Here is a 21,948-nt window from a genome sequence, read left to right on the forward strand (position 1 = left end):
GGCAGCTCATGCGGGATTTTGCGATGGATGCACCGATCGCGGTGACGCTCGGCGATCCGTCGGGTGTGGGCCCGGACATCGTGATCGCCATCCATGGCGACCACCGGGCCGATCTGCCGCCCTTCTTCGTGATCGGCGATCCCGACGTCCTCGCCTCGCGAGCCCGCCGTCTCGGCCGCGAGCTGGCCATCGCGATGATCCACAATCCGGCGGAAGCGCATGATGTGCCTGCCGGCGCCCTGCCCGTCCTGCCGCTGGTCAACCGCCAGTCCGATGCGCCCGGCAAGACAGACCCGGCCAATGCCGCCGGAACGATCGAGGCGATCGACCGGGCGACGGCGCTGGTGCTGGAGGGGAGCGCCGCGGCGGTCGTCACCGGACCGATCGACAAGAAGGCGCTCTACGACGCCGGCTTCCACCATCCGGGCCATACCGAATATCTGGCGCATCTGTGCCAGTTGCGGCTCGGACGTCCCTTTACGCCTGTCATGCTGCTGACCGGTCCGGACCTCTCCTGCGTACCCGTGACCATCCATATCCCCATCGCCGACGTGCCGGCCCAGCTCACCGCGGAGCTGATCGAGACGACCTGCCGGATCGTCGCCGCGGACTACAGCGCCCGCCTCGGCATTGCGCGCCCGCGCCTCGCGATCGCCGGTCTGAACCCGCATGCCGGCGAGAAGGGTGCGATCGGCACCGAGGACGAGACGGTGATCCGCCCGGCCGTCGCGCGCCTTCGCGCCGCCGGCATCGACGCGGTCGGGCCGCTGCCTGCCGACACGATGTTTCATCCCGAGGCCCGGGCCCGCTACGACGTCGCCGTCTGCATGTATCACGACCAGGCGCTGATCCCGGCCAAGACGCTGGCCTTCGACCAGACGGTGAACGCCACCCTCGGCCTGCCGATCATCCGGACCTCTCCCGATCACGGCACGGCCGCCGACATCGCCGGCTCGGGCGACGCCCGACCCGACAGCTTCCTCGCGGCGATCCGGCTGGCCGGTCGCATGGCCGAAATCGGCACGGGTGCAGGCAGCGCCGCGACGGCCAACGCGTGAGCCCCATCGACAGCCTGCCGCCCCTGCGTGCGGTCCTGGAAGAGCATGGTCTCGATCCCAAGCGCAGCCTCGGCCAGAACTTCCTTCTCGATCTTAACCTCACCGGTCGGATCGCCCGCCAGGCACTGCCGCTGGAGGGGGCGACAATCGTCGAGGTCGGCCCCGGCCCCGGCGGCCTGACCCGTGCGCTGCTCGCCGAAGGCGCATCGCGTGTCGTGGTCATCGAGAAGGACAGCCGCTGCATTCCGGCGCTCGAGGCCATCGCCGCGCACTATCCCGGCCGGCTGGAGATCCGCCGCGCCGATGCGCTGGACTTCGATCTGGCGGAGGTTGCACGCCCCGAGGGCGCCGACGCGCTGAAGATCGTCGCGAACCTGCCCTACAATGTCGGAACGCAACTGCTGCTCAACTGGATCGCGACGCCGCAATGGCCGCCGCTCTGGTCGAGCCTGACTTTGATGTTCCAGCGCGAGGTGGCCGAGCGCATCGTCGCGGTGCCCGGCTCGAAGCATTACGGCCGTCTCGGCGTGCTCGCCGGGTGGCGAACGCAGGCGAAGATCCTCTTCGACGTGCCGCCGGAAGCCTTCACGCCGCCGCCCAAGGTCACCTCCTCGGTCATCCAGCTCCGGCCGCGCGTCGAACCCGAGCCGGCGAGCCTGGCAGCCCTCGAACGCGTGACCGCCGCCGCCTTCGGCCAGCGCCGCAAGATGCTGCGCCAGAGCCTGAAGAGCCTTGGCGGCGAAGCGCTTCTCGTGGCGGCGGACATCGATCCGCAGCGCCGGGCCGAAACCCTTTCGATCAGCGAATTCGTTCGCCTTGCCAACGGCCTGGACTAGCCGGCTGACTCAGATTGTCAGCCGGTGACGGGCGCATGCCCCGGTCTCAGCAGACGGTCTGGGAGAGAAGTTCGGCGGTGAAGTCGAACAGGCCCGGCCGCCGGTCGCGGCGCAGCCGCTCGGCATTGATGATCGACCGCACGGCCGAAAACGCCTTGTCCAGATCCTCATTGACGACGACGTAGTCGTAGTCACGCCAGCGCTCGATCTCGACCTTGGCGTTCTTCAGGCGGACCGCGATGGTCTCGCCGGAATCCTCGGCGCGCCGCAGGAGGCGGGTCTTCAGTTCGGTCATGGACGGCGGCAGGATGAACACCGAGACGACGTCCGCCTTGGCCTGCTCCTGCAGCTGCAGCGCGCCCTGATAGTCGATGTCGAACAGCATGTCGCGGCCGTCGCGCATGGCCTTTTCGGCCGCAGCCCGGGGCGTGCCGTAGAAATTGCCGTGGACCTCGGCCCATTCCAGCAGGGCGCCCCCGTCACGCAGCCGCTCGAACTCGGCCCGGTCGATGAAGCGGTAATGCACGCCGTCGATCTCGCTGGCCCGCCGCTTGCGCGTGGTCACGCTGACCGAGAGCTGGAAGCCGGGATCGGACTCCAGGAGATTGCGCGCGATGGTCGACTTGCCGGCGCCGGACGGTGACGACAGCACCAGCATCAGCCCACGGCGTGCGATCGGCGCCCCCGATTCCGTTTCGAAAATCGACGTCATTCTATGTTCTGCACCTGCTCACGGAATTGATCGACCGCCACCTTCAGTTCCAGTCCGATGGCGGTCAGCGAAGTCGCATTCGACTTGGAGCAGACCGTATTCGATTCGCGGTTCAATTCCTGCGACAAAAAATCGAGGCGTCGGCCGATCGGCCCGCCGTTCGACAGCAGCGCCCGCGCCGCCGCCACATGGGTCTGCAGCCGGTCGATCTCCTCGCGGATATCGGCGCGGGCGGCGATCATCGCCGCTTCCTGGTGCAGACGCTGTTCGTCGAGCCGCTCGTCGGCGCCCATCAGTTCGGCCACCTGCGCCCGCAGTCGCTCCCGGCAGGCCTCGATGCTGCGGGACGGATCGGCCTCGGCCGCATTGGCCAGCCGTTCGATCTCGGCGAGCCGCTCGGAGAGAATGTCGGCAAGGGCGGCGCCCTCGGCCTGCCGCGCGGCGGCAAGGCTCTCGACCGCGGCGACGAAGGTCGTCCCGGCGGCAGCGAGCTGCGCCTCGCGCTCCTCGGGGTCGAGACGGCTCTCGGCGACCTCGACGATCCCCTTGATCGCCAGGATGCCGTCGGCGCTCGGCGGGCCGGCGTGACCATCGGCGACCAGCCGGCTGGACAGTGCCAGAAGCTGGCCGAGCATCGCATCGTTGATGGTAAAGGCCGGTGCCGTCTCGTCGCGCCGGATCTGGAGATTGGCCTGGATGTTGCCCCGGCTCAGCCATGTGGCGGCCGTTCGCTTCAGATCCGCCTCGATCGCCTCGAAGCCCTGCGGCAGACGCAGCCGCAGGTCGAGCCCCTTGCCGTTGACCGAGCGCAATTCCCAAACGAACTCGGCGCCGGCCTGCGTCGACTCGTGGCGGGCAAAGCCCGTCATGCTCTGCACCGGCATCGCGGTTCTCCCCCTCGCGCCGCCGGGAACGGCGGCGTTGCTACTGCTCGGCCCGGTTCTGGCGCTCCAGCGCACGGTAGTCGCGGACGTTGCGATTGTGCTCGTCCAGCGTCTCGGCGAAGACATGGCCGCCGGTGCCGTCGGCCACGAAGTAGATGTCCTTGGTCTCCAGCGGATTGGCAACGGCCTCCAGCGCGGCCCGGCCGGGCAGCGCGATCGGACCGGGCGGCAGACCCTTGATCTTGTAGGTGTTGTAGGGCGTGTCGCTGTCGATGTCGGACTGGGTCACCGGCTTGCCGGACGGTTTGCCGGCCCCGCCATAGACGCCATAGAGGAATGTCGGATCAGACTGCAGCCGCATGCCCTTGCGCAGCCGGTTGACGAACACCGAGGCGACATGCGGGCGCTCGCCGGCGATGCCGGTCTCGCGCTCGACGATCGAGGCGAGGGTCAGGAACTGGCCGATATCGTCGATCGGCAAATCGTCCGCCCGGGTCTCCCAGATCTCGGCGACGAGCTTGTTCTGCGCCTCGCGCATCCGCCGGACGATTTCCTTGCGGGTCAGGCCCCGCTGGAACAGGTAGGTGTCGGGCATCAGCGTGCCTTCCGGCACCATCTCCGGCATGTCGCCGGTCAGGGACGGCTCGGCGGCAATGCGCTCGAAGGCCCGCTCCGCCGTCCAGCCTTCCGGAATGGTCACCGAATGCATGATGGAGCGTCCCTCGCGGAGCTTTTCCATCACCTCGCGCATCGAGGTGCCTGGCGCGAAGGCGTATTCGCCGGCCTTCAGGTCACCCGCGGTCCCGGCGAAGCGCACGCCGTATTCGAACACGGTGGCGTCGCTGATGACGCCTTCCCGCTCGAGCCCGCTGGCAATCGTCTGCAGACCGCTGTTGCGCGGCACGACATATGTGGTCTCGGCCTGCAGCGGGCCTGCGCCCTCGAACTGGCCGACGCCCCAATAGATCAGCGCACCGGCCGCGAGCATCACGAAGAGCGCGGTCGACAGGCAGAAGTTCAGGAAGATGACGAGCTGGTTGCGGGAAGCCCGCGAGCGTTTGCGCGCCGGAGCCGGACCCCGGCCACGACGGCCCTTGCCTGAGCGAGCGCCCTCGCCGCGTTCGTCGGTCACCGCATACCCCCGAATGAAATTGCCTCGTGGCTGCCGAAGCACCATCGGATTGTGGCGAAAGCCCGAACGGCAGCGGCGGCATCATGCGCCGCCGCCATCGTTGTCAGTCGGCCACGCGTCGCAGCACGAGCGAAGCGTTGGTGCCGCCGAAGCCGAAGGAGTTCGACAGCGCCACGTCGATGCGCTTTTCGCGCTTCTCGTGCGGAACGAGATCGATCTTGGTCTCCACCGACGGATTGTCGAGATTCAGCGTCGGCGGCGCGACATTGTCGCGGATCGCCAGCGCCGAGAAGATCGCCTCGACGGAGCCCGCCGCACCGAGCAGATGCCCGATCGCGGATTTGGTGGACGACATGGTGATGCCGCTGGCGGCATCGCCGACCAGCCGCTCGATCGCCCTGAGCTCGATCTCGTCGCCGAGCGGCGTCGAGGTACCATGCGCGTTGACATAGTCGAGTTCGGACGGCTGCACGCCGGCCCGCTTCATCGCCGCCGACATGCAGCGGAACGCGCCGTCGCCATCGGAGGCCGGAGCCGTGATGTGATAGGCGTCGCCCGACATGCCGTAGCCGATGACCTCGGCGTAGATTTTCGCGCCGCGCGCCTTGGCGTGCTCGTATTCTTCCAGAACGACCACACCGGCGCCCTCGCCCATGACGAAGCCGTCACGGTCGCGGTCGTAAGGCCGTGAACCGGCCGTCGGGTTGTCGTTGAAGTGGGTGGACAGCGCCTTGCAGGCGGCAAAGCCGGCCATAGCGAGGCGGCCGACCGGTGATTCCGCACCGCCTGCCACCATCACGTCGGCATCACCGAGCGCGATCAGTCGCGACGCGTCGCCGATCGCATGCGCGCCGGTCGAGCAGGCCGTGACCACCGAATGATTCGGGCCCTTCAATCCGTTGCGGATCGACACATGGCCGGAGGCCAGGTTGATCAGGCTGCCGGGAATGAAGAACGGGCTGATGCGCCGCGGGCCCTTCTCGGCCAGGATCAGCGACGTGCGCTCGATCCCCTGCAGGCCGCCGATCCCCGAACCGATCAGAACGCCGGAAGCGATCTGGTCCTCGTAGGTCTCGGGATGCCAGTTGGCATCGTCGAGGGCCTCGGACGCAGCTGCGACAGCGTAGATGATGAAGTCATCGACCTTGCGCTGCTCCTTCGGCTCCATCCAGTGGTCCGGATCGAAGGTGCCGTCCTGGCCGTCGCCGCGCGGAATCTGCCCGGCGATCTGACACGCCAGGTCGTCGACCTGGAAGTTGTCGACACGCTTCAGGCCGCTTTCGCCGTTCAGCAGACGTTTCCATGTGACGCCGGCACCCGCCCCGAGGGGCGTGACCATGCCGACGCCTGTAATGACTACTCGTCTCATCAATCGCTCTTCGCCCAGGCGGTTAGGCCGCCCGATTGGGTCAGGCCTGGTTCTTCTCGATGAACTTGACCGCGTCGCCGACCGTCAGGATGGTCTCGGCGGCATCATCGGGAATCTCGACGCCAAACTCTTCCTCGAAAGCCATGACGAGTTCGACCGTATCGAGGCTGTCGGCGCCCAGATCGTCGATGAAGCTCGCGTTGTCCGTGACCTTCTCCTGCTCGACGCCCAGGTGTTCGACGACGATCTTCTTCACTCGCTCAGCGGTATCGCTCATTGTCAGTCCTCTATTGCGATTGGTTTCGCCGCTTTCGTTAGACGTGGCACGACGCATTATCAAGCGTTGTGGTCATCCTCGTCGCGGCCAGTCCGCAGGCAACGACAGCGGAAAATTCGAAGTGCCGGCGCATAGCATGCCCTGCCGCGGGGGCCAAGCGGCCAGCGGCGGGGCAGCCGTGCCCTCAGATCATGGCCATGCCGCCGTTGACGTGCAGGGTCTGGCCGGTGACGTAGCCGGCCTCGTTGGACGCCAGATACACCGCCGATGCGGCGATTTCATCGGCTTCGCCCATGCGCTTCATCGGGATCGCCCCCATGATCGCGTCCTTCTGCTTGTCGTTCAGCTTCTCGGTCATGGCGCTGGCGATGAAGCCGGGCGCGATGCAATTCACCGTCACCGAGCGCGAGGCGATTTCCTGGGCAAGCGATTTCGACAGGCCGATCATGCCCGCCTTCGCCGCACAATAATTCGCCTGGCCGGGATTGCCGGTGACGCCGACGATCGAGGTGATGTTGATGATTCGCCCGAAGCGGCGCCGCATCATCGGATGGGTCACGCCGCGCGTCAGGCGGAACGCCGCCGTCAGGTCGACCTCCAGCACCGCGTCCCAGTCCTCGTCCGACATGCGCACGAACAGCCCGTCGCGGGTGATGCCGGCATTGTTGACCAGGATATCGACGCCCTGCATTTCGGCTTCGGCGGCTTCGGCCAGCCGCTTCTGCTCGGCCCGGTCGGACAGATCGGCGGGAAACACCATCGCCCGCTCGCCCAGCGAAGCGGCCAGGTCGTCCAGCTTCTCGCGTCGGGTGCCGTGCAGGCCCACGGTCGCACCGGCGCCGTGCAGGGCGCGGGCGATCGCCTCGCCGATGCCGCCGCTGGCGCCGGTCACGAGCGCCTTGCGCCCGGTCAGATCGAACATGTCGGATTCCCTCCGTTATGGTCTGCTCCGCAGCGCCAGGCGCCTGCGGCTCTCTCTAGATAGGATGATCAGCCGGCGGTGAAAGCGCGGACATCGTCAGCGGTGCCGATGGCGCGCCCTTCGAGGCTGCGATCGATTCGGCGCGCGAGCCCGGTCAGGACCTTGCCGCTGCCGATCTCGACCAGCGAATTCACGCCGTTGGCCGCCAGCCATTCGATGCTTTCGCGCCAGCGCACCTGGCCCGTCACCTGTCGCACCAGCCGCTCGCGAATCTCGGCGGGATCGGATGTCGGACCGGCCGTCACATTGGTGACGACTGGAACACGCGGAACCAGGATCTCAGCATCGGCCAGCGCCTCGGCCATGCGATCGGCCGCCGGCTGCATCAGCCGGCAATGGAAGGGCGCGGAGACCGACAGCGGCAGCGCCCGCTTGGCGCCCCGCTCCTGCGCCAGCGCAATCGCCCGGTCGATCGCCGCGGCATTGCCGGAGATGACGATCTGGCCGCCGCCATTGTCGTTGGCCGGCTCGCAGACTTCGCCCTCGGCAGCGTCCTCGCAGAGCTTGGCGACCGCCTCGGCATCGAGGCCGATGATCGCTGCCATCGAGCCCGCACCGCTTGGCACCGCCTCCTGCATGGCATTGCCGCGGATGCGCAACAGCTTCGCCGTCTGCCCGATCGACAGCGCGCCGACTGCGGCGAGCGCCGAATATTCGCCGAGCGAGTGGCCGGCGACATACGCCGCCGTCTCGACGGAGAAGCCTTCGGCCTCCAGCGCGCGGATTGCCGCCATCGACACCGCCATCAGGGCCGGCTGGGCATTTTCGGTCAGCGTCAGACGGTCCTCGGGTCCCTCGAAGACCAGCGCCGACAGCTTCTCGCCGAGCGCCTCGTCGACCTCGTCGAAGACGGCACGGCTGGCGTCGAAGCTGTCATAGAGAGTACGGCCCATGCCGACGCTCTGACTGCCCTGTCCCGGAAAGACCAGTGCGGTGGTCATGCGGCTCTCCCTTGTGTTGCTGGTTGCAAAACGAGTGCAGGCAATGGTTTGGTCAAGCCCGTCCTGTCAAGCAGGCGGCCCGATCCGTGCTCGAGCCGGGCGCGACAACCCGGCCGAGGCGCGGCGACCGCGCGGCGAATGGCCGGCGGGACTTGCCAAACGCCGCGCAAGCGGGTAGTGGAACCCTCCTCATTGTCCGGGTCTCAGCTGGGGGCTGAACGGAAAGCTGTCGATGTCGTCGACAACAGATGCCAAAAGGTATCGGTTTCCCGTGTCTCCGCTCTCGACCGTTCTTGTACTGACGCCTTTCCGATCGTCCTGCTTCCCGCGGGTTTCGCACGAAAGTCGTTGAGGCTTAGCCGCTGTACCCGGGCGAATGCGAACGTGAAACGGAAAGGCGATAGCGCATGGCTCTGTACGAGCACGTATTTCTCGCGCGCCAGGATATCTCGAACCAGCAGGTCGAGCAGCTCGTCGAGCAGCTCCGCGGCATTCTCGAGACCAATGGCGGCAAGATCGGCAAGGTGGAAAACTGGGGTCTGAAGACCCTCACCTTCCGCATCAAGAAGAACCGCAAGGCGTATTACACGCTGATGAATATCGACGCCCCGTCGGCGGCGGTGCAGGAGATGGAGCGCCAGATGCGCTTCAACGAAGACATCCTGCGCTACATGACGATCCGCGTGGAAGAGCACGAGGAAGGCCAGTCGGCCATGATGCAGAAGCGCGACGATCGTCCGCGCCGTGGCGATCGTGGCGACCGCCCGCGTCGTGACCGCGAAGACGGCCCGCGCCGCGACCGCGACGACGACCGTCCCCGCCGCCCCCGCGACACCGATTCGGAGTAAGCCAAGATGGTCGATATCGCCCAGCTTCCCACCCGCCGGCCCTTCCATCGCCGTCGCAAGTCCGACCCGTTCGCCGGCACCGATTCGCCGAAGATCGACTACAAGGACGTACGTCTCCTGCAGCGCTACATTTCCGAGCGTGGCAAGATCGTGCCGTCGCGCATCACGGCCGTGTCGCAGAAGAACCAGCGGGCTCTTGCCCAGGCCATCAAGCGCGCGCGCTTCCTTGGCCTTCTGCCCTACGTCCTGAAGTAGGACCGACCACATCTCCGGCGGCGCTCATGGCGCCGCCGGCTTTCCGGACGCATCAGGCGGCGCCGGAATGACGGGACGAAAGCCGGCATGGTGCCGCGACCGTCCGCCAAGCCGAGTTGGGGCATCTGGCCTCTAACTGCCACGAGCAGGACAGCGAACGAGTTCATGCAGCCCACCGCCATCATCATCGCGATCATATCCGGCCTTGCCAGCGCGCTGCTGTTCGCCGGTATCGTGCTGCAGTCGAGCTCCGCCGTCAGCCTTGCGCTGGCCGCCCCCATTCCCATCGCCATTGCCAGCCTCGGCTGGGGATCGACCGCCGGTTTCGTCTCCGCCGCCGTCGCCACAGCAGCCATCTATGCCATCGCCCAGTCCGTGCCGAGCGCGCTGACGCTGCTCGCCTCCATGGCGCTGCCGACGGCCGTCGCCGGTCATCTCGTCGGGCTGGCCCGCCCGCTGGCCGACGATGCGCCGCGCCCGCTGGGGGCAGCGAACGCCGCTCCGCCCCTCGACTGGTATCCGCTGTCGCGCGTGCTCATGGCGATCACGCTGATGGCGATCGGCTCCTGCATCTTTCTCGGCTGGTATCTCGGCTTCGACCCCGAGGACTTCATCCCGGCCGTCGTCGACGCCCTGCGCCAGAGCGGCGGCGCCATGGACACGGCGACCGACGACGAGCGCCGCGCCATCGCGCAGCTGATCATCGGCCTCGTCCCCTTCGTCCAGCCTGCCGTCGTGGCGATCTCGCTGATCGTCGGGCTGTATCTCGGCGCCGCCATCGTGCGCGTCTCGGGCCGCCTGCCGCGGCCGAAGGACGACATTCCGACAAGCGCGCAGCTGCCGCAGATCAGCCTCGTCATCTTCGCGGTGGCCGCCGGCGCCGCTTTCGCGGGCGGCACGATCGGCCTCCTCGGCGACGTGCTCCTCGGTGGCTTCGCCGCCGCCTTCACGCTGGTCGGGCTCGCGGCACTGCATCGCCGAACCCGCGGACGCCAGGGCCGTTTTCTGGTCCTGTTCTCCAGCTATGCGGCGTTGATCCTGCTTTCCTTCCCGATCGTCCTGTTTCTGGCGATGGGGATCTACGAAACCTGGCGGCGCCCGGACGATCCGGCACCGACCGGTCGCAACTGATCCAAGAACCAAACCTCCTGAAAGGACAGACCAATGGACGTCATTCTTCTCGAACGCATCGCAAAGCTCGGCCAGATGGGCGAGACCGTGAAGGTTCGCGACGGCTTCGCCCGCAACTTCCTGCTGCCGTCGGGCCGTGCACTGCGCGCCAACGAAGCCAATGCTGCGCGCTTCGAAGCGCAGAAGGACCAGCTCATCGCCCGCAACGAAGAGCGCAAGGCCGAGGCCCAGGGCGTCGCCTCCTCGCTCAACGGCAAGAGCTTCATCGTCGTGCGCCAGGCCGGTGAGACCGGTCAGCTCTACGGTTCGGTCTCCACCCGCGACATCGCCGACCTGCTCGCAGCGGCCGACTTCAAGGTGAACCGCAACGACATCCAGCTGAACCAGCCGATCAAGACCATCGGCGTGCACCCGATCACGATCGCGCTGCATCCCGAGGTGGACGTCAGCATCTCGATCAACGTCGCCCGTTCGCAGGACGAAGCCGAGCGCCAGGCGCGCGGTGAAGACCTGACCTCCGCCGATGCGATCTACGGCATCGACGAGGAAGAGGAAGAGCTGGACGAGGACGAGCTGGACGGCGAAGAAGTCGAAGCCGGCGAGACCGACGAAGCGACCGCAGAGTCCGACGAGACCAACTGATCGGCAGTCGCCGGCGGGCCCTGCCCGCACCGACGATTCCGCAGCGACCCGTAACGAGAGGGGCCGGCATTGATTGCCGGCCCCTTTTGCGTTGGGATCGGGCCCCCTTCCCATCGCGCCGGTGGCCCATAAGATAAGGAAGGCAGTGCATACCAAGCGATAAGTTCCCGTGACGCCGCGAGCCGTCAGGCTCAGGCCGACGCAGGAGTGGTGACATGAACCGCATACTCGCGACGTATCTGAAGCATCTTCTCGTTTTCGGCGATCTCACCGTGACCGACAGTGACGGCCGCGTGACCCGCTGGGGCGACGGCACCGGTGATCCGGTCCATCTGCGCTTCAACACGGCCGCCGCCGAACGCGGCGTGGCGATCAATCCCGGCCTGAAATTCGGCGAAGCCTACATGAATGGCGGCGTCGACATCACCGAGGGCACGATCTTCGACATGTTGGCGCTGGTCTTCCGCAACGCCGGCAACAAGGCCCAGAACGAGCCGTGGATGCGGGCGATCGCCCGGCTGCGGCTGATCTATCGCCGGGTGATCCAGAACAACACGCCGCAGCGCGCGCGGCGGAACGTCAAGCACCACTACGATCTGTCGTCGGAGCTCTACGACCTGTTCCTCGACGTCGACCGGCAATATTCCTGCGCCTATTTCGACCGGCCCGGCGCCGGGCTCGACGAGGCGCAACTCGCCAAGAAGCGCCATATTGCCGCCAAGCTGGCCTTCGACCGGCCGGGCCTGAAGACACTGGACATCGGCTGCGGCTGGGGTGGCATGGGGCTGTATCTCGCGCGCCATCTGGACGCCGACGTCACCGGCATCACCCTGTCCGACGAGCAACTGGGCATCGCCCGCTCAAGGGCCGATGCGGCCGGGCTCTCCGACCATCTGCGCTTCGAGATCGCAGATTACCGCGACACCGCCGGCCCGTTCGACCGGATTGTCTCGGTCGGCATGTTCGAGCATGTCGGGGTCGACTTCTACGACGATTATTTCCGCCAGTGCGCCCGCCTTTTGGACGAGGACGGGGTGATGCTGCTGCACACGATCGGGCGCTGGGACGAACCGGCCAACACCAACGCCTTCATCAACAAGTACATCTTCCCAGGTGGCTATCTGCCGTCCCTCTCGCAGATCGCCCATTCGGTCGAGCGCGCCGGCCTGATCATCAGCGATGTCGAGGTGCTGCGGCTTCACTACGCCGAGACAATCCGCCACTGGCGCGATCGCTTCGCCGCGCGCCGCGACGAGGCCAGGGCCCTGTATGACGAGCGCTTCTGCCGGATGTGGGAGTTCTACCTCGCCGCGTCGGAAACCGCGTTCCGCTGGCAGGATTGCGTCGTCTTCCAGGTCCAGCTGACGAGGAAGGTCGACACCCTGCCGATTACCCGGGACTACATGCTGGAAGCCGAAGCCAGGCTGCGCGAACTCGAGCAGCGGGACACCGTCCGCCCGATCGCCGCCGGACGGACCGAAATGGACCGGCAGGCCGCGGAATAGTCATTCGGGCCGAAGGGACACCGGCGCACCCGTCAACAGCCGCGCCGGTTATCCCCGATCTTATCCACCGTCACGCCGCCCATCGTGGCGGTTTCGCCGATGCGGATCACTCACCGCCGGATCGGCGTCACGGCCGGTGCGAATCGCTGGCAGCGGACGGCCCTGTGGTGTAGTCAGAACGCTTCCTGAAGCGATGGCAGAGGTGACGCGGCATGGCGGATGCAGCGCGCAAGATGGACGACGACGCGGCGGCGCTCTATCGCGAGGCTCCGAGCAATATCGAGGCCGAGCAGGCGCTGCTGGGCGCCATGCTGGTCAACAACGACGCCTATTACGTCGTCCACGATTTCCTGAAGCCCGACCATTTCTTCGAGCCCCTGCACCGGGAGATCTTCGCCAAGACGTCCGAGATGATCCGGATGGGCAAGATCGCCAATCCGGTGACGATCAAGACGTTCCTCGCCGCCGGCGACAAGGTCGGCGACCTGACCGTGGCGCAGTATCTCGCCCGTCTGGCCGCCGAGGCGACCACGATCATCAACGCCTCCGACTATGGCCGGGCGATCTACGACCTCGCCATCCGGCGCTCGCTGATCCGCATCGGCGAGGATGTCGTCAACATCGCCTTCGACGCGCCGCTGGACATGGAGCCCAAGGCGCAGATCGAGGACGCCGAGCGCCGGCTGTTCGAACTGGCCGAGACCGGCCGCTACGATGGCGGTTTCCAGTCCTTCACCGAAGCCGTGACGCTTGCCGTCGAGATGGCGACCGCCGCCAAGGACCGCGACGGCGGCCTGTCGGGCGTCTCCTCCGGGATCAGCGCCCTCGACCGCAGCATGGGCGGCCTGCAGGCGTCGGATCTGATCATCCTCGCCGGCCGGCCGGCCATGGGCAAGACCTCGCTCGCCACCAACATCGCCTTCAACATCGCCGCCGCCTACGAGCCGGCGGAGCAGGCGGACGGCTCCTTCAAGGCCAAGAACGGCGGCGTCGTCGGCTTCTTCAGCCTGGAAATGTCGGCCGAGCAGCTCGCCACCCGCATCATCTCCGAGCAGACCGAGATCTCCTCCTCGAAGATCCGGCGCGGCAACATCAACGATCAGGAACTGGTCAAGCTCGTCGGCTGCTCCGAGACGATGCAGCGGATCCCGCTCTATATCGACCAGACCGGTGGTATCTCGATCGCCCAGCTCTCGGCGCGGGCCCGGCGCCTCAAGCGCCAGCGCGGCCTCGACGTCATGGTCATCGACTATGTCCAGCTGATGCAGGGCTCGAGCCGCACCCAGGGCAACCGCGTGCAGGAGATCACCGAGATCACCACCGGCCTCAAGGCGCTGGCAAAGGAGCTGGCCGTCCCAATCATCGCCCTGTCGCAGCTCTCGCGTCAGGTGGAAAATCGCGACGACAAGCGCCCGCAGCTCGCCGACCTGCGTGAATCGGGCTCGATCGAGCAGGACGCCGACGTGGTGATGTTCGTGTATCGCGAGGAATATTACCTCGCCAACCGCGAGCCCAAGCCGGGCACGGACGACCATCTGAAATGGGAGCAGGCGCTGAACGAGACCCGTGGCAAGGCCGAGGTGATCATCGCCAAGCAGCGTCACGGCCCGACCGCAACGGTGCCCCTCGCCTTCCAGGCCGAATACACCCGCTTCACCGATCTCGCCGACGACAGCTATCTGCCGGAACGGTTCGAATAGCCGGTGCGGTCGTGACTGCTCCGCACCGTTTCGGGCGCATGCCCGTGGTCGAGATCGACCGCGCAGCGCTCGCCGCCAACTGGACCCTGCTAGCCGCACGCAATCCCGGCGCGCGCACCGGCGCCGCGGTCAAGGCCGACGGCTACGGCCTCGGCGCTGCCGAGACCGCCCGCACGCTCCACGCCGCCGGCTGCCGCGACTTCTTCGTCGCCTGGGCCGAGGAAGGCCGGATCGTGCGGGCAGCGCTTGATGGATTGGCGCGCCCGAATGACGGTACCGCGCCTTCGCGCATCTTCGTCCTGCAGGGGCTCGAACCCGCCAGCGTCCCCCTGCATCTCGAGACCGGTCTGATCCCGGTCCTCTCGACGCCCGGCGACATCGCGGTCTGGCGTGACGGTCTGAAGGCCGCCCGACGGCGCGCGCCGGCGGCGATCCAGCTCGAAACCGGCATGAACCGGCTGGGGCTCGACCGCGCCGACGCCGAAGCCGCAGCTAGCCTCGCCGCATCCGGCGCACTCGATCTGGCTCTGGTGATGAGCCACCTGGCCTCGGCCGACGAGCCGACGGACCAGAGCGCCCGGCAGCATGCCCGGTTCCTGGAACTGGCCGGGCTGTTTCCTGGCGTGCCACGTTCGCTCGCCAATTCCGCCGCGGTGTTTCTCGGCAGCGAATTCGGCTTCGACCTCACCCGTCCCGGCATCACCCTTTACGGCGGCGAGGCGGGGCCGGCTTCGCGCGGCGTCCTGCGGCCGGTCGCGCGCCTCACCGCCGCCATCCTGCAGGTCCGCACCGCCACTGCCGGCGAGGCCGCCGGCTATGGCGCCGCCGCACCGCTCACACGTGAGACGCGGATTGCGACGGTCGGCCTCGGCTATGCCGATGGTTATCACCGCGCCGCCTCGGGCGCCGGGGTGGCCGTGCGCGACGTGCGTCCCGGACCGCAGGCCTTCGTCGCCGGGCAGCGCGTGCCCGTGCTGGGACGCGTCTCGATGGATCTGACCCTTCTCGATGTCACCGATGTCCCGGATGACGCGCTCGCGCCCGGCGACCGGGCCGAGTTCTTCGGCCCGAACCTGTCGATCGACGCGGTGGCCAGTGCGGCCGGGACGATCGCCTATGAATTGCTGACCGGCCTCGGTCCGAGGGTCGAGCGCCGCTGGTTCTAGCCGACCTGCCCCACGATCCACTGCTGCACCGTATCGGCCCCCAGCACGAGAACCGCCATGCCGAACCCCACGATCAGGAGCACCTGCATGGCCGCGATCGCCCAGAGCTGCGTGCGGAACGGTTCCTTGCGGGTCTTGTGGCGGATGATCTGCTGCGCCGCGATGGCCCCGAGGCTGCCGCCCATCAGCGCGTAGCGCAGCAGCGTGCTTTCCGGCGTGCGCCGCACTCCGGCCCGCGCCTTCGTCTTGTCGAACACGAACGCCCAGTAGGCGGCGATATTCACCGCCACGAGATAGAAACCGATGATCAGCATCGTCGCCTCGCGCTCAGGTTGCGGCCACGATCATCGCATCGCGAGATTGCCGAACCCTTGCCGGCCTAACGATAGCGCGCAGCTCCTGAAATCGCCTCTCGATGCTGGGCCGACCGCAGGCTTGTTTTTGTTTTGTTCTTGACTGACGGGCGCGTGGAAACCAAGAAGGCGCCATGGCCAAAGCGAAACCTTCCTTCATCTGCCAGAGCTGCGGCGCGGTCTATACGCGCTGGCAGGGCAAGTGCGAATCCTGCGGCGAATGGAACACCGTCGTCGAGGAGAACGCCTCCGGCGGCATCGGCGGCGGACCCCAGCGCGGTCGCCGCAAGGGCACGCCCTCGGCGCTGCTGCCGCTGTCCGGCGAACTCGAAGAGGCGCCGCGCATTGTCTCCGGCATCGACGAGCTCGACCGGGCGACCGGCGGCGGCATCGTGCGCGGCTCGGCTCTCCTGATCGGCGGCGATCCCGGCATCGGCAAGTCGACGCTCCTGATGCAGACCGCAGCCGCCCTGTCGCGGCGCGGGCACAGCGTCGTCTATGTCTCGGGCGAGGAAGCGGTGGCGCAGGTGCGGCTGCGCGCCCAGCGGCTCAACGCGGCCGATACCGACGTTCAGCTCATGGCCGAGACCAATGTCGAGGACATTCTCGCGACCCTCGCCGAGGCGCGCCGTCCCGACCTCGTCATCATTGATTCGATCCAGACCCTATGGAGCGACCTCGCCGAATCCGCGCCGGGCACGGTGACCCAGGTGCGGGTCGGCGTGCAGGCGATGATCCGCTTCGCCAAGGCCAGCGGCGCCGCCGTCATCCTCGTCGGCCATGTCACCAAGGAAGGCCAGATCGCGGGCCCGCGGGTGGTCGAGCACATGGTCGATGCCGTCCTCTATTTCGAAGGTGAAGGCGGGCATCACTACCGCATCCTGCGCACTGTCAAGAACCGCTTCGGTCCCACCGACGAGATCGGCGTCTTCGAGATGGGCGATCTCGGCCTGCGCGAGGTGCAGAACCCGTCCGAGCTGTTCCTCGGCGAGCGCAACGAGAAGGCCGCCGGCGCCGCCGTCTTCGCCGGCATGGAAGGCACCCGGCCGGTCCTCGTCGAGATCCAGGCCCTCGTCGCCCCCTCGGCCCTCGGCACGCCGCGGCGTGCCGTCCTCGGCTGGGACCAGCCGCGGCTGGCCATGGTGCTGGCGGTGCTGGAAGCTCATTGCGGCGTGCGGCTCGGTCAGCACGACGTCTATCTCAACGTCGCCGGCGGTTTCCGCATTTCCGAGCCGGCGGCCGATCTGGCCGTGGCCGCGGCGCTGGTCTCCTCGCTCAGCGGCGCGCCCCTGCCCGCCGATTGCGTCTATTTCGGCGAGATCAGCCTGTCCGGCTCGGTGCGCCCGGTTGGCCAGGCGGCGCAGCGGCTGAAGGAGGCGGAAAAGCTGGGCTTCCGGCAGGCCGTCCTGCCGTCGGGCAGCCCCGACCTGCCGCGCACCCGCGACATGGTTGCCAATGAGATCGAGGCCCTGCCCGATCTCGTCGCGCGGGTCGCGGCGGGCGGCAATGGGAGCGAGGCTTGATTTTCCGGCAAGTCCCTAGTGTAAAACTGTCATGAAAAGCGCTACAGCGTGGGCGAGCGGGGCAGCCCGGACGATCCCGCGCCCGCCCGCACGATCCATATGCCTACGGGGCCATCCTTCATGACCGTCACGCTTCTCGATGCGATTCTCTTCGCGATCATGCTGGTCTCGGCGCTGCTCGCCATGGTCCGCGGCTTCTCGCGGGAGATCCTGTCGGTCGTCTCATGGCTTGTCGCGGCGGCTGCGGCCTTCTTCTTCTACAAGCCGCTGACCCCCTATGCCGCCGAGTACATAGCCTCCGACACCGTCGCCATGGTGGCGGCCGCCGCAGCGATCTTCCTGGTCGTCCTGATCATCGTCTCCTTCATCACCCTGCGCATCGCCGACTTCATCATCGACAGCCGCATCGGTGCGCTCGACCGCACGCTCGGCTTCATCTTCGGCGCCGTGCGCGGCCTGCTCCTCGTCGTCGTGGCGATGCTGTTCTTCAACTGGCTTGCCCCCGAGAACCAGCCGGACTGGATCGCCGGCGCGCGCTCCAAGCCGTTCCTCGACAATCTCGGCCAGCAGCTCGTGGCCGCCCTGCCCGACAACCCGGAAGAGGTCATCCTCGACAGCATCCGCGGACCGCAGGATGCGGATGGCGTTCCCGAGGGCACGGCGACGCCCGGCGAGCCGACCTCGATCGAAGGTGTCATCGAAGGCACCGACACTCCCGCGCAGCCGGCGAACTAGCCGGCGTTGCGGCCGCGGCATGATCTCTTCGCTCACCGCCTCGCATGCGACGACATAAGCGCGTATAGGGTGGGGCATCTAACGGACGGCCGACCGACAACGGCAAACGGCGGATAAAATCGATGGATGACACGCCTTTCGGCGATGACTCGCTGCACGAAGAGTGCGGCGTTTTCGGCATTTTCAAACGGACCGATGCGGCCGCACTGACCACGCTCGGCCTGCATGCTTTGCAGCACCGGGGCCAGGAGGCGGCCGGCATCGTCTCCTTCGACGGGAGCCAGTTCCATGTCGAGCGCCACGCCGGGCTGATCGGCGATACCTTCACCAAGCAGGCGGTCCTCGAGCGCCTGCCCGGTTCCTCGGCCATCGGCCACACCCGCTACGCCACCACCGGCGGCGGCGGCCTGCGCAACGTCCAGCCCTTCTTTGCCGAATTGTCGGCCGGCGGTTTCGCCGTTGCCCACAACGGCAACATCACCAACGCCATGACCGTGCAGCGCGAATTGCAGCGCCGCGGCTCGATCTTCTCCTCCACCTCCGACACCGAGACGATCCTGCATCTGGTGGCCACCAGCGCCGCCCGGCTGTTCGTGGAAAAGCTCGTCGACGCGCTGACGCGGCTCGAAGGCGCCTTCTCGCTGGTCGGCCTGTCGTCGAAGAAGATGGTCGGCGTGCGTGACCCGCTGGGCATTCGCCCGCTGGTTCTCGGCGATCTCGAAGGCTCGCCGATCCTGGCGTCCGAGACCTGCGCCCTCGACATCATCGGCGCGGATTTCGTGCGCGACATCGAGCCCGGCGAGATGGTCGTCATCAGCGACGACGGCATCGAGAGCATCTTCCCGTTCCAGGCGCGGCGCGCCCGCTTCTGCATCTTCGAATATGTCTATTTCGCCCGGCCCGATTCCACCGTCGAAGGCCGCAACGTCTACGAGATCCGCAAGAAGATCGGCGGCGAACTGGCCCGCGAGAGCCATCCCGAGGCTGATCTCGTCGTGCCGGTTCCCGATTCGGGCGTTCCGGCGGCAATCGGCTACGCGCAGGAATCCAACCTGCCCTTCGAGCTCGGCATCATTCGCAATCACTATGTCGGCCGGACCTTCATCCAGCCGACGGATTCGATCCGCCACATGGGCGTGAAGCTCAAGCACAACGCCAACCGGCGCATGCTGGAGGGCAAGCGGGTCATCCTCGTCGACGATTCGATCGTGCGCGGCACGACCAGCCAGAAGATCGTCCAGATGGTCCGCGAGGCCGGCGCGACCGAGGTGCACATGCGCATCGCCTCGCCGCCGACCCGTGCCAGCTGCTTCTACGGCGTCGACACGCCGGAAAAGGCCAAGCTGCTCGCCTCGCGCATGACGGTCGAGGAGATGGCCGACTTCATCAAGGTCGATTCCCTCGCCTTCCTGTCGATCGACGGGCTCTACCGGGCCACCGACGAGCCGTCGCGCAACAAGATGGCCCCGCAATTCTGCGACGCCTGTTTCACCGGCGACTATCCGACCTCGCTGACCGATCAGGAGGGCGTCGAGAACGTCCGTCCCCTGACGCTGCTCGGCGGCGCCGGCTGAGACCCCAGACCATATCCATTCTACCGGCAGACAGCAGATGACAAAGCAGCTTCAAGATCGCGTCGCACTGGTCACCGGCGCCTCGCGCGGCATCGGCTACCAGATCGCCAAGGGCCTCGCCGCCGAGGGCGCGCATGTGATCGCGGTCGCGCGCACGGTGGGCGGTCTCGAGGAACTCGATGATGAGATCAAGGCACTGGGCAGCTCGGCCACCCTGGTGCCGCTGGACCTGACCGACATGGGCGGCATCGACCGTCTCGGTGGGGCAATCCACGAGCGCTGGGGCAAGCTCGACGTGCTGGTGGCCAATGCCGGCCTCCTGGGCGTCCTCGCGCCCATCGGCCACATCGAGGCGAAGGTCTTCGACAAGACGATGACGGTGAACGTCAACGCCACCTGGCGGCTGATCCGGACCACCGACCCGCTGCTGCGCAAGTCCGATGCAGGGCGCGCCATCATCATGTCGTCGGGCGCAGCGCATTCGGCCAAGGCCTACTGGTCGCTCTACGCGGCCACCAAGGCCGCCTGCGAGGCGCTGGTGAAGTCCTGGGCCAACGAGACCGAGAACCTGCCGCTGCGCGTCAACTCGGTCAATCCGGGCGCCACCCGCACCGCCATGCGCGCACTGGCCATGCCGGGCGAGGACGCCAAGACCCTGCCGACCCCGCGCGAGGTCGCGGCCAAGATCGTGCCCCTCGCCTTCGCCGACGTGACCGCGACGGGCAAGCTGTTCGACGTGCGGCAGGATCGCTTTCTGGATTATCGCGACCCCGCCTGAGGGTCGCCCTAAAGCGACATGCCGGACATGCTGCGTCCGGCTTCGCGGCTCTGCCGCTGCCGATAGGCGCGGACCGAGAAGAAGATCGACGCGCCATAGACCAGCACCGTCAGCGTCGCCGTCGCCCAGAAGAAGCTCAACAGAACCGCGATATAGCAGACGACCGCCAGCATGATCGGGATGGCGTAGTCACGCCGCACCCGGATGCCGGCGCCCTTGCCCGACCAGGTCGGAATGCGGCTGGCCATCAGAAGCCCGATGAAGACCAGATAGACCGAGGCGACGACCGCGGTAACCTCCGGCAGGCCGGATTCGAAGCCCGCGAGACTCAGATAGATCGGGAACATCGCCATTCCTGCCCCCGCCGGCGCCGGCACGCCGACGAAGAAGGCCGACTGCCATTTCGGCCGCTTGGGATCGTCGAGCATGGTGTTGAAGCGGGCCAGCCGCAGCGCGCTGGCACTGGCGTAGAGCAGCGCCGCGATCCAGCCGAGCGAACCGGCATCGTGCAGCATGTAGGCATAGAGCACGAGCCCCGGCGCCACGCCGAAATTGACGATGTCGGCAAGCGAATCCATCTCGGCGCCGAACCGGCTCTGCCCCTTGAGGAGACGCGCCACGCGCCCGTCGATACCGTCGAGCAGCGCCGCACCGAGCACCATGCCGACGGCCAGTTCGAACCGGCCCTCGAAGGCCAGCCGGATGCCGGTCATCCCGGCGCAGATCGCCAGGATGGTGATGAGGTTGGGCACGATATGCCGGAACGGGATGCGCCGGCGAACCTTGTCGTCCTCGGCGTCCGGCTTGCCCGGATCGAAGGGCGGAAACGGCGACTCGATCGCCATCAGTCGCGCCTCGACGGCCACGTCTTCAGGTTCTCGCCGAACTCGGCGATGATCGTCTCACCGGCCACGGCCCGCTGGCCCTCGGCCACCCGCGGCACGAAGCCGTCCGGCAGATAGACGTCGAGGCGCGAGCCGAAGCGGATCAGGCCGAAGCGCTCGCCGGCCTCGATCCGGTCCTCGACATTCGACCAGCAGATGATGCGGCGGGCGACCAGCCCGGCGATCTGCACCACGCCGATCTCCCCGCGCGGTCCCTCGATCACCATCGAGGAGCGCTCGTTGACCTCGCTGGCCTTGTCGAGTTCGGCATTGCGGAACTCACCCTCGCGATAGGAGATCAGCCGCACCCGGCCGCGCATCGGCGCGCGGTTCACGTGGCAGTCGAAGACGTTCATGAACACCGAGATGCGCAGCATCGGCTCGGTGCCGAGGTCGAGCTCCGCCGGCGGCATGACGTGGCCGACCAGCGAGACATGGCCATCGGCCGGGCTGATCACCAGATGCTCCGCGACCGGCGTGACGCGCTCGGGATCGCGGAAGAAATAGGCGCACCATGCGGTCAGGACGAGGCCGGCCCAGAACAACGGCTCCCACAGGAAGCCGAGGACCAGCGAGACGACGAAGAAGCCCGCAATTAACGGATATCCCGCCCGGTGGATCGGCACGAGCGCGTTGCGGATCGAGGTGAAGATGGTCACTGGC

23 protein-coding genes are annotated in these 21,948 nt (G+C 67.2%); 13 read left to right on the forward strand and 10 right to left on the reverse strand.

The features are described 5' to 3' along the window. The first annotated feature begins 23 nt into the window (after window positions 1–23). Both pdxA and rsmA read left to right on the forward strand, forming a co-directional pair. On the forward strand, window positions 24–1,058 hold the full coding sequence (pdxA, locus tag J3367_RS15650) for a 4-hydroxythreonine-4-phosphate dehydrogenase PdxA (RefSeq protein ID WP_373279280.1): 1,035 nt from the start codon (window positions 24–26) through the stop codon (window positions 1,056–1,058). After that, entirely contained in the window at window positions 1,055–1,894 is an 840-nt protein-coding gene (rsmA, locus tag J3367_RS15655) for a 16S rRNA (adenine(1518)-N(6)/adenine(1519)-N(6))-dimethyltransferase RsmA (protein ID WP_024350506.1), read from the forward strand. Before pdxA ends, rsmA begins: the two co-directional genes overlap by 4 nt. A 46-nt stretch (window positions 1,895–1,940) precedes the next feature. Here the strand turns inward: rsmA and gmk are convergent, their stop codons facing one another. From gmk to fabD, 7 genes are all read right to left on the reverse strand, one after another. After that, entirely contained in the window at window positions 1,941–2,606 is a 666-nt protein-coding gene (gene gmk, locus J3367_RS15660; RefSeq protein ID WP_024350505.1) for a guanylate kinase, read from the reverse strand. Continuing rightward, complete coding sequence (locus J3367_RS15665) at window positions 2,603–3,490, reverse strand: YicC/YloC family endoribonuclease (protein WP_024350504.1); 888 nt, start codon at window positions 3,488–3,490, stop codon at window positions 2,603–2,605. Before J3367_RS15665 ends, gmk begins: the two co-directional genes overlap by 4 nt. A 40-nt stretch (window positions 3,491–3,530) precedes the next feature. After that, entirely contained in the window at window positions 3,531–4,622 is a 1,092-nt protein-coding gene (mltG, locus tag J3367_RS15670) for an endolytic transglycosylase MltG (protein WP_029703065.1), read from the reverse strand. 103 nt (window positions 4,623–4,725) lie between these two features. Further along, complete coding sequence (fabF, locus tag J3367_RS15675; RefSeq protein ID WP_024350503.1) at window positions 4,726–5,991, reverse strand: beta-ketoacyl-ACP synthase II; 1,266 nt, start codon at window positions 5,989–5,991, stop codon at window positions 4,726–4,728. A 40-nt stretch (window positions 5,992–6,031) separates the two neighbouring features. After that, window positions 6,032–6,268, reverse strand: a complete 237-nt coding sequence (locus J3367_RS15680) for an acyl carrier protein (protein WP_009209380.1) — start codon at window positions 6,266–6,268, stop codon at window positions 6,032–6,034. 184 nt (window positions 6,269–6,452) lie between these two features. After that, on the reverse strand, window positions 6,453–7,190 hold the full coding sequence (gene fabG / locus J3367_RS15685; protein WP_024350502.1) for a 3-oxoacyl-[acyl-carrier-protein] reductase: 738 nt from the start codon (window positions 7,188–7,190) through the stop codon (window positions 6,453–6,455). Window positions 7,191–7,258: 68 nt separating this feature from the next. Next, the gene (gene fabD, locus J3367_RS15690; protein ID WP_024350501.1) at window positions 7,259–8,191 is read right to left on the reverse strand and encodes an ACP S-malonyltransferase; all 933 of its coding nucleotides are present in this window, start codon (window positions 8,189–8,191) and stop codon (window positions 7,259–7,261) included. 407 nt (window positions 8,192–8,598) lie between these two features. Between fabD and rpsF the strand changes: the two genes are divergently transcribed. The 7 genes from rpsF to alr all read left to right on the forward strand — a co-directional run bounded on the left by rpsF (window position 8,599) and on the right by alr (window position 15,438). Then, the gene (gene rpsF / locus J3367_RS15695) at window positions 8,599–9,039 is read left to right on the forward strand and encodes a 30S ribosomal protein S6 (protein ID WP_009209377.1); all 441 of its coding nucleotides are present in this window, start codon (window positions 8,599–8,601) and stop codon (window positions 9,037–9,039) included. A gap of 6 nt (window positions 9,040–9,045) precedes the next feature. Further along, entirely contained in the window at window positions 9,046–9,294 is a 249-nt protein-coding gene (rpsR, locus tag J3367_RS15700) for a 30S ribosomal protein S18 (RefSeq protein WP_024350500.1), read from the forward strand. A gap of 165 nt (window positions 9,295–9,459) precedes the next feature. Then, window positions 9,460–10,425 carry a hypothetical protein gene (locus J3367_RS15705; protein WP_024350499.1) on the forward strand — a complete coding sequence of 322 codons (966 nt, stop codon included), beginning with the start codon at window positions 9,460–9,462 and terminating at the stop codon, window positions 10,423–10,425. 33 nt (window positions 10,426–10,458) lie between these two features. Then, on the forward strand, window positions 10,459–11,067 hold the full coding sequence (gene rplI, locus J3367_RS15710) for a 50S ribosomal protein L9 (protein ID WP_024350498.1): 609 nt from the start codon (window positions 10,459–10,461) through the stop codon (window positions 11,065–11,067). A gap of 215 nt (window positions 11,068–11,282) precedes the next feature. After that, window positions 11,283–12,572: an SAM-dependent methyltransferase gene (locus J3367_RS15715; RefSeq protein ID WP_024350497.1), complete on the forward strand. Its 1,290-nt coding sequence runs from the start codon at window positions 11,283–11,285 to the stop codon at window positions 12,570–12,572. Between the two features lie 212 nt (window positions 12,573–12,784). Beyond that, on the forward strand, window positions 12,785–14,272 hold the full coding sequence (locus J3367_RS15720) for a replicative DNA helicase (RefSeq protein ID WP_024350496.1): 1,488 nt from the start codon (window positions 12,785–12,787) through the stop codon (window positions 14,270–14,272). A gap of 38 nt (window positions 14,273–14,310) precedes the next feature. Next, window positions 14,311–15,438, forward strand: a complete 1,128-nt coding sequence (gene alr / locus J3367_RS15725; protein WP_244495425.1) for an alanine racemase — start codon at window positions 14,311–14,313, stop codon at window positions 15,436–15,438. Here alr and J3367_RS15730 read toward each other — a convergent pair. Beyond that, window positions 15,435–15,752 (reverse strand): DUF1294 domain-containing protein, encoded by a 318-nt coding sequence (locus tag J3367_RS15730; RefSeq protein ID WP_024350494.1) that lies wholly within the window; start codon window positions 15,750–15,752, stop codon window positions 15,435–15,437. The two genes, alr and J3367_RS15730, sit on opposite strands and share 4 nt — an antisense overlap. Window positions 15,753–15,925: 173 nt before the next feature. On the opposite strand from J3367_RS15730, the gene radA reads away from it, so the two are divergent. From radA to J3367_RS15750, 4 genes are all read left to right on the forward strand, one after another. Beyond that, entirely contained in the window at window positions 15,926–17,314 is a 1,389-nt protein-coding gene (gene radA, locus J3367_RS15735; protein WP_024350493.1) for a DNA repair protein RadA, read from the forward strand. Window positions 17,315–17,434: 120 nt separating this feature from the next. After that, entirely contained in the window at window positions 17,435–18,049 is a 615-nt protein-coding gene (locus J3367_RS15740; protein WP_009209369.1) for a CvpA family protein, read from the forward strand. Window positions 18,050–18,171: 122 nt separating this feature from the next. Beyond that, complete coding sequence (gene purF, locus J3367_RS15745; RefSeq protein WP_009209368.1) at window positions 18,172–19,623, forward strand: amidophosphoribosyltransferase; 1,452 nt, start codon at window positions 18,172–18,174, stop codon at window positions 19,621–19,623. 37 nt (window positions 19,624–19,660) lie between these two features. Further along, window positions 19,661–20,401, forward strand: coding sequence for an SDR family NAD(P)-dependent oxidoreductase (locus J3367_RS15750; protein WP_024350492.1), 741 nt, complete (start codon window positions 19,661–19,663; stop codon window positions 20,399–20,401). An 8-nt stretch (window positions 20,402–20,409) separates the two neighbouring features. On the opposite strand, the gene J3367_RS15755 is transcribed toward J3367_RS15750, so the two are convergent. Together J3367_RS15755 and J3367_RS15760 are read right to left on the reverse strand one after the other, a co-directional pair. Then, window positions 20,410–21,240 carry a CDP-alcohol phosphatidyltransferase family protein gene (locus J3367_RS15755; protein WP_024350491.1) on the reverse strand — a complete coding sequence of 277 codons (831 nt, stop codon included), beginning with the start codon at window positions 21,238–21,240 and terminating at the stop codon, window positions 20,410–20,412. Between the two features lie 5 nt (window positions 21,241–21,245). After that, the gene (locus J3367_RS15760; protein WP_024350490.1) at window positions 21,246–21,944 is read right to left on the reverse strand and encodes a phosphatidylserine decarboxylase; all 699 of its coding nucleotides are present in this window, start codon (window positions 21,942–21,944) and stop codon (window positions 21,246–21,248) included. Window positions 21,945–21,948: the final 4 nt, after the last annotated feature.

It is taken from the genome of Aurantimonas sp. NFXS3, assembly GCF_049132005.1.
GTDB classification, from domain to species: Bacteria; Pseudomonadota; Alphaproteobacteria; order Rhizobiales; family Rhizobiaceae; genus Aurantimonas; species Aurantimonas coralicida.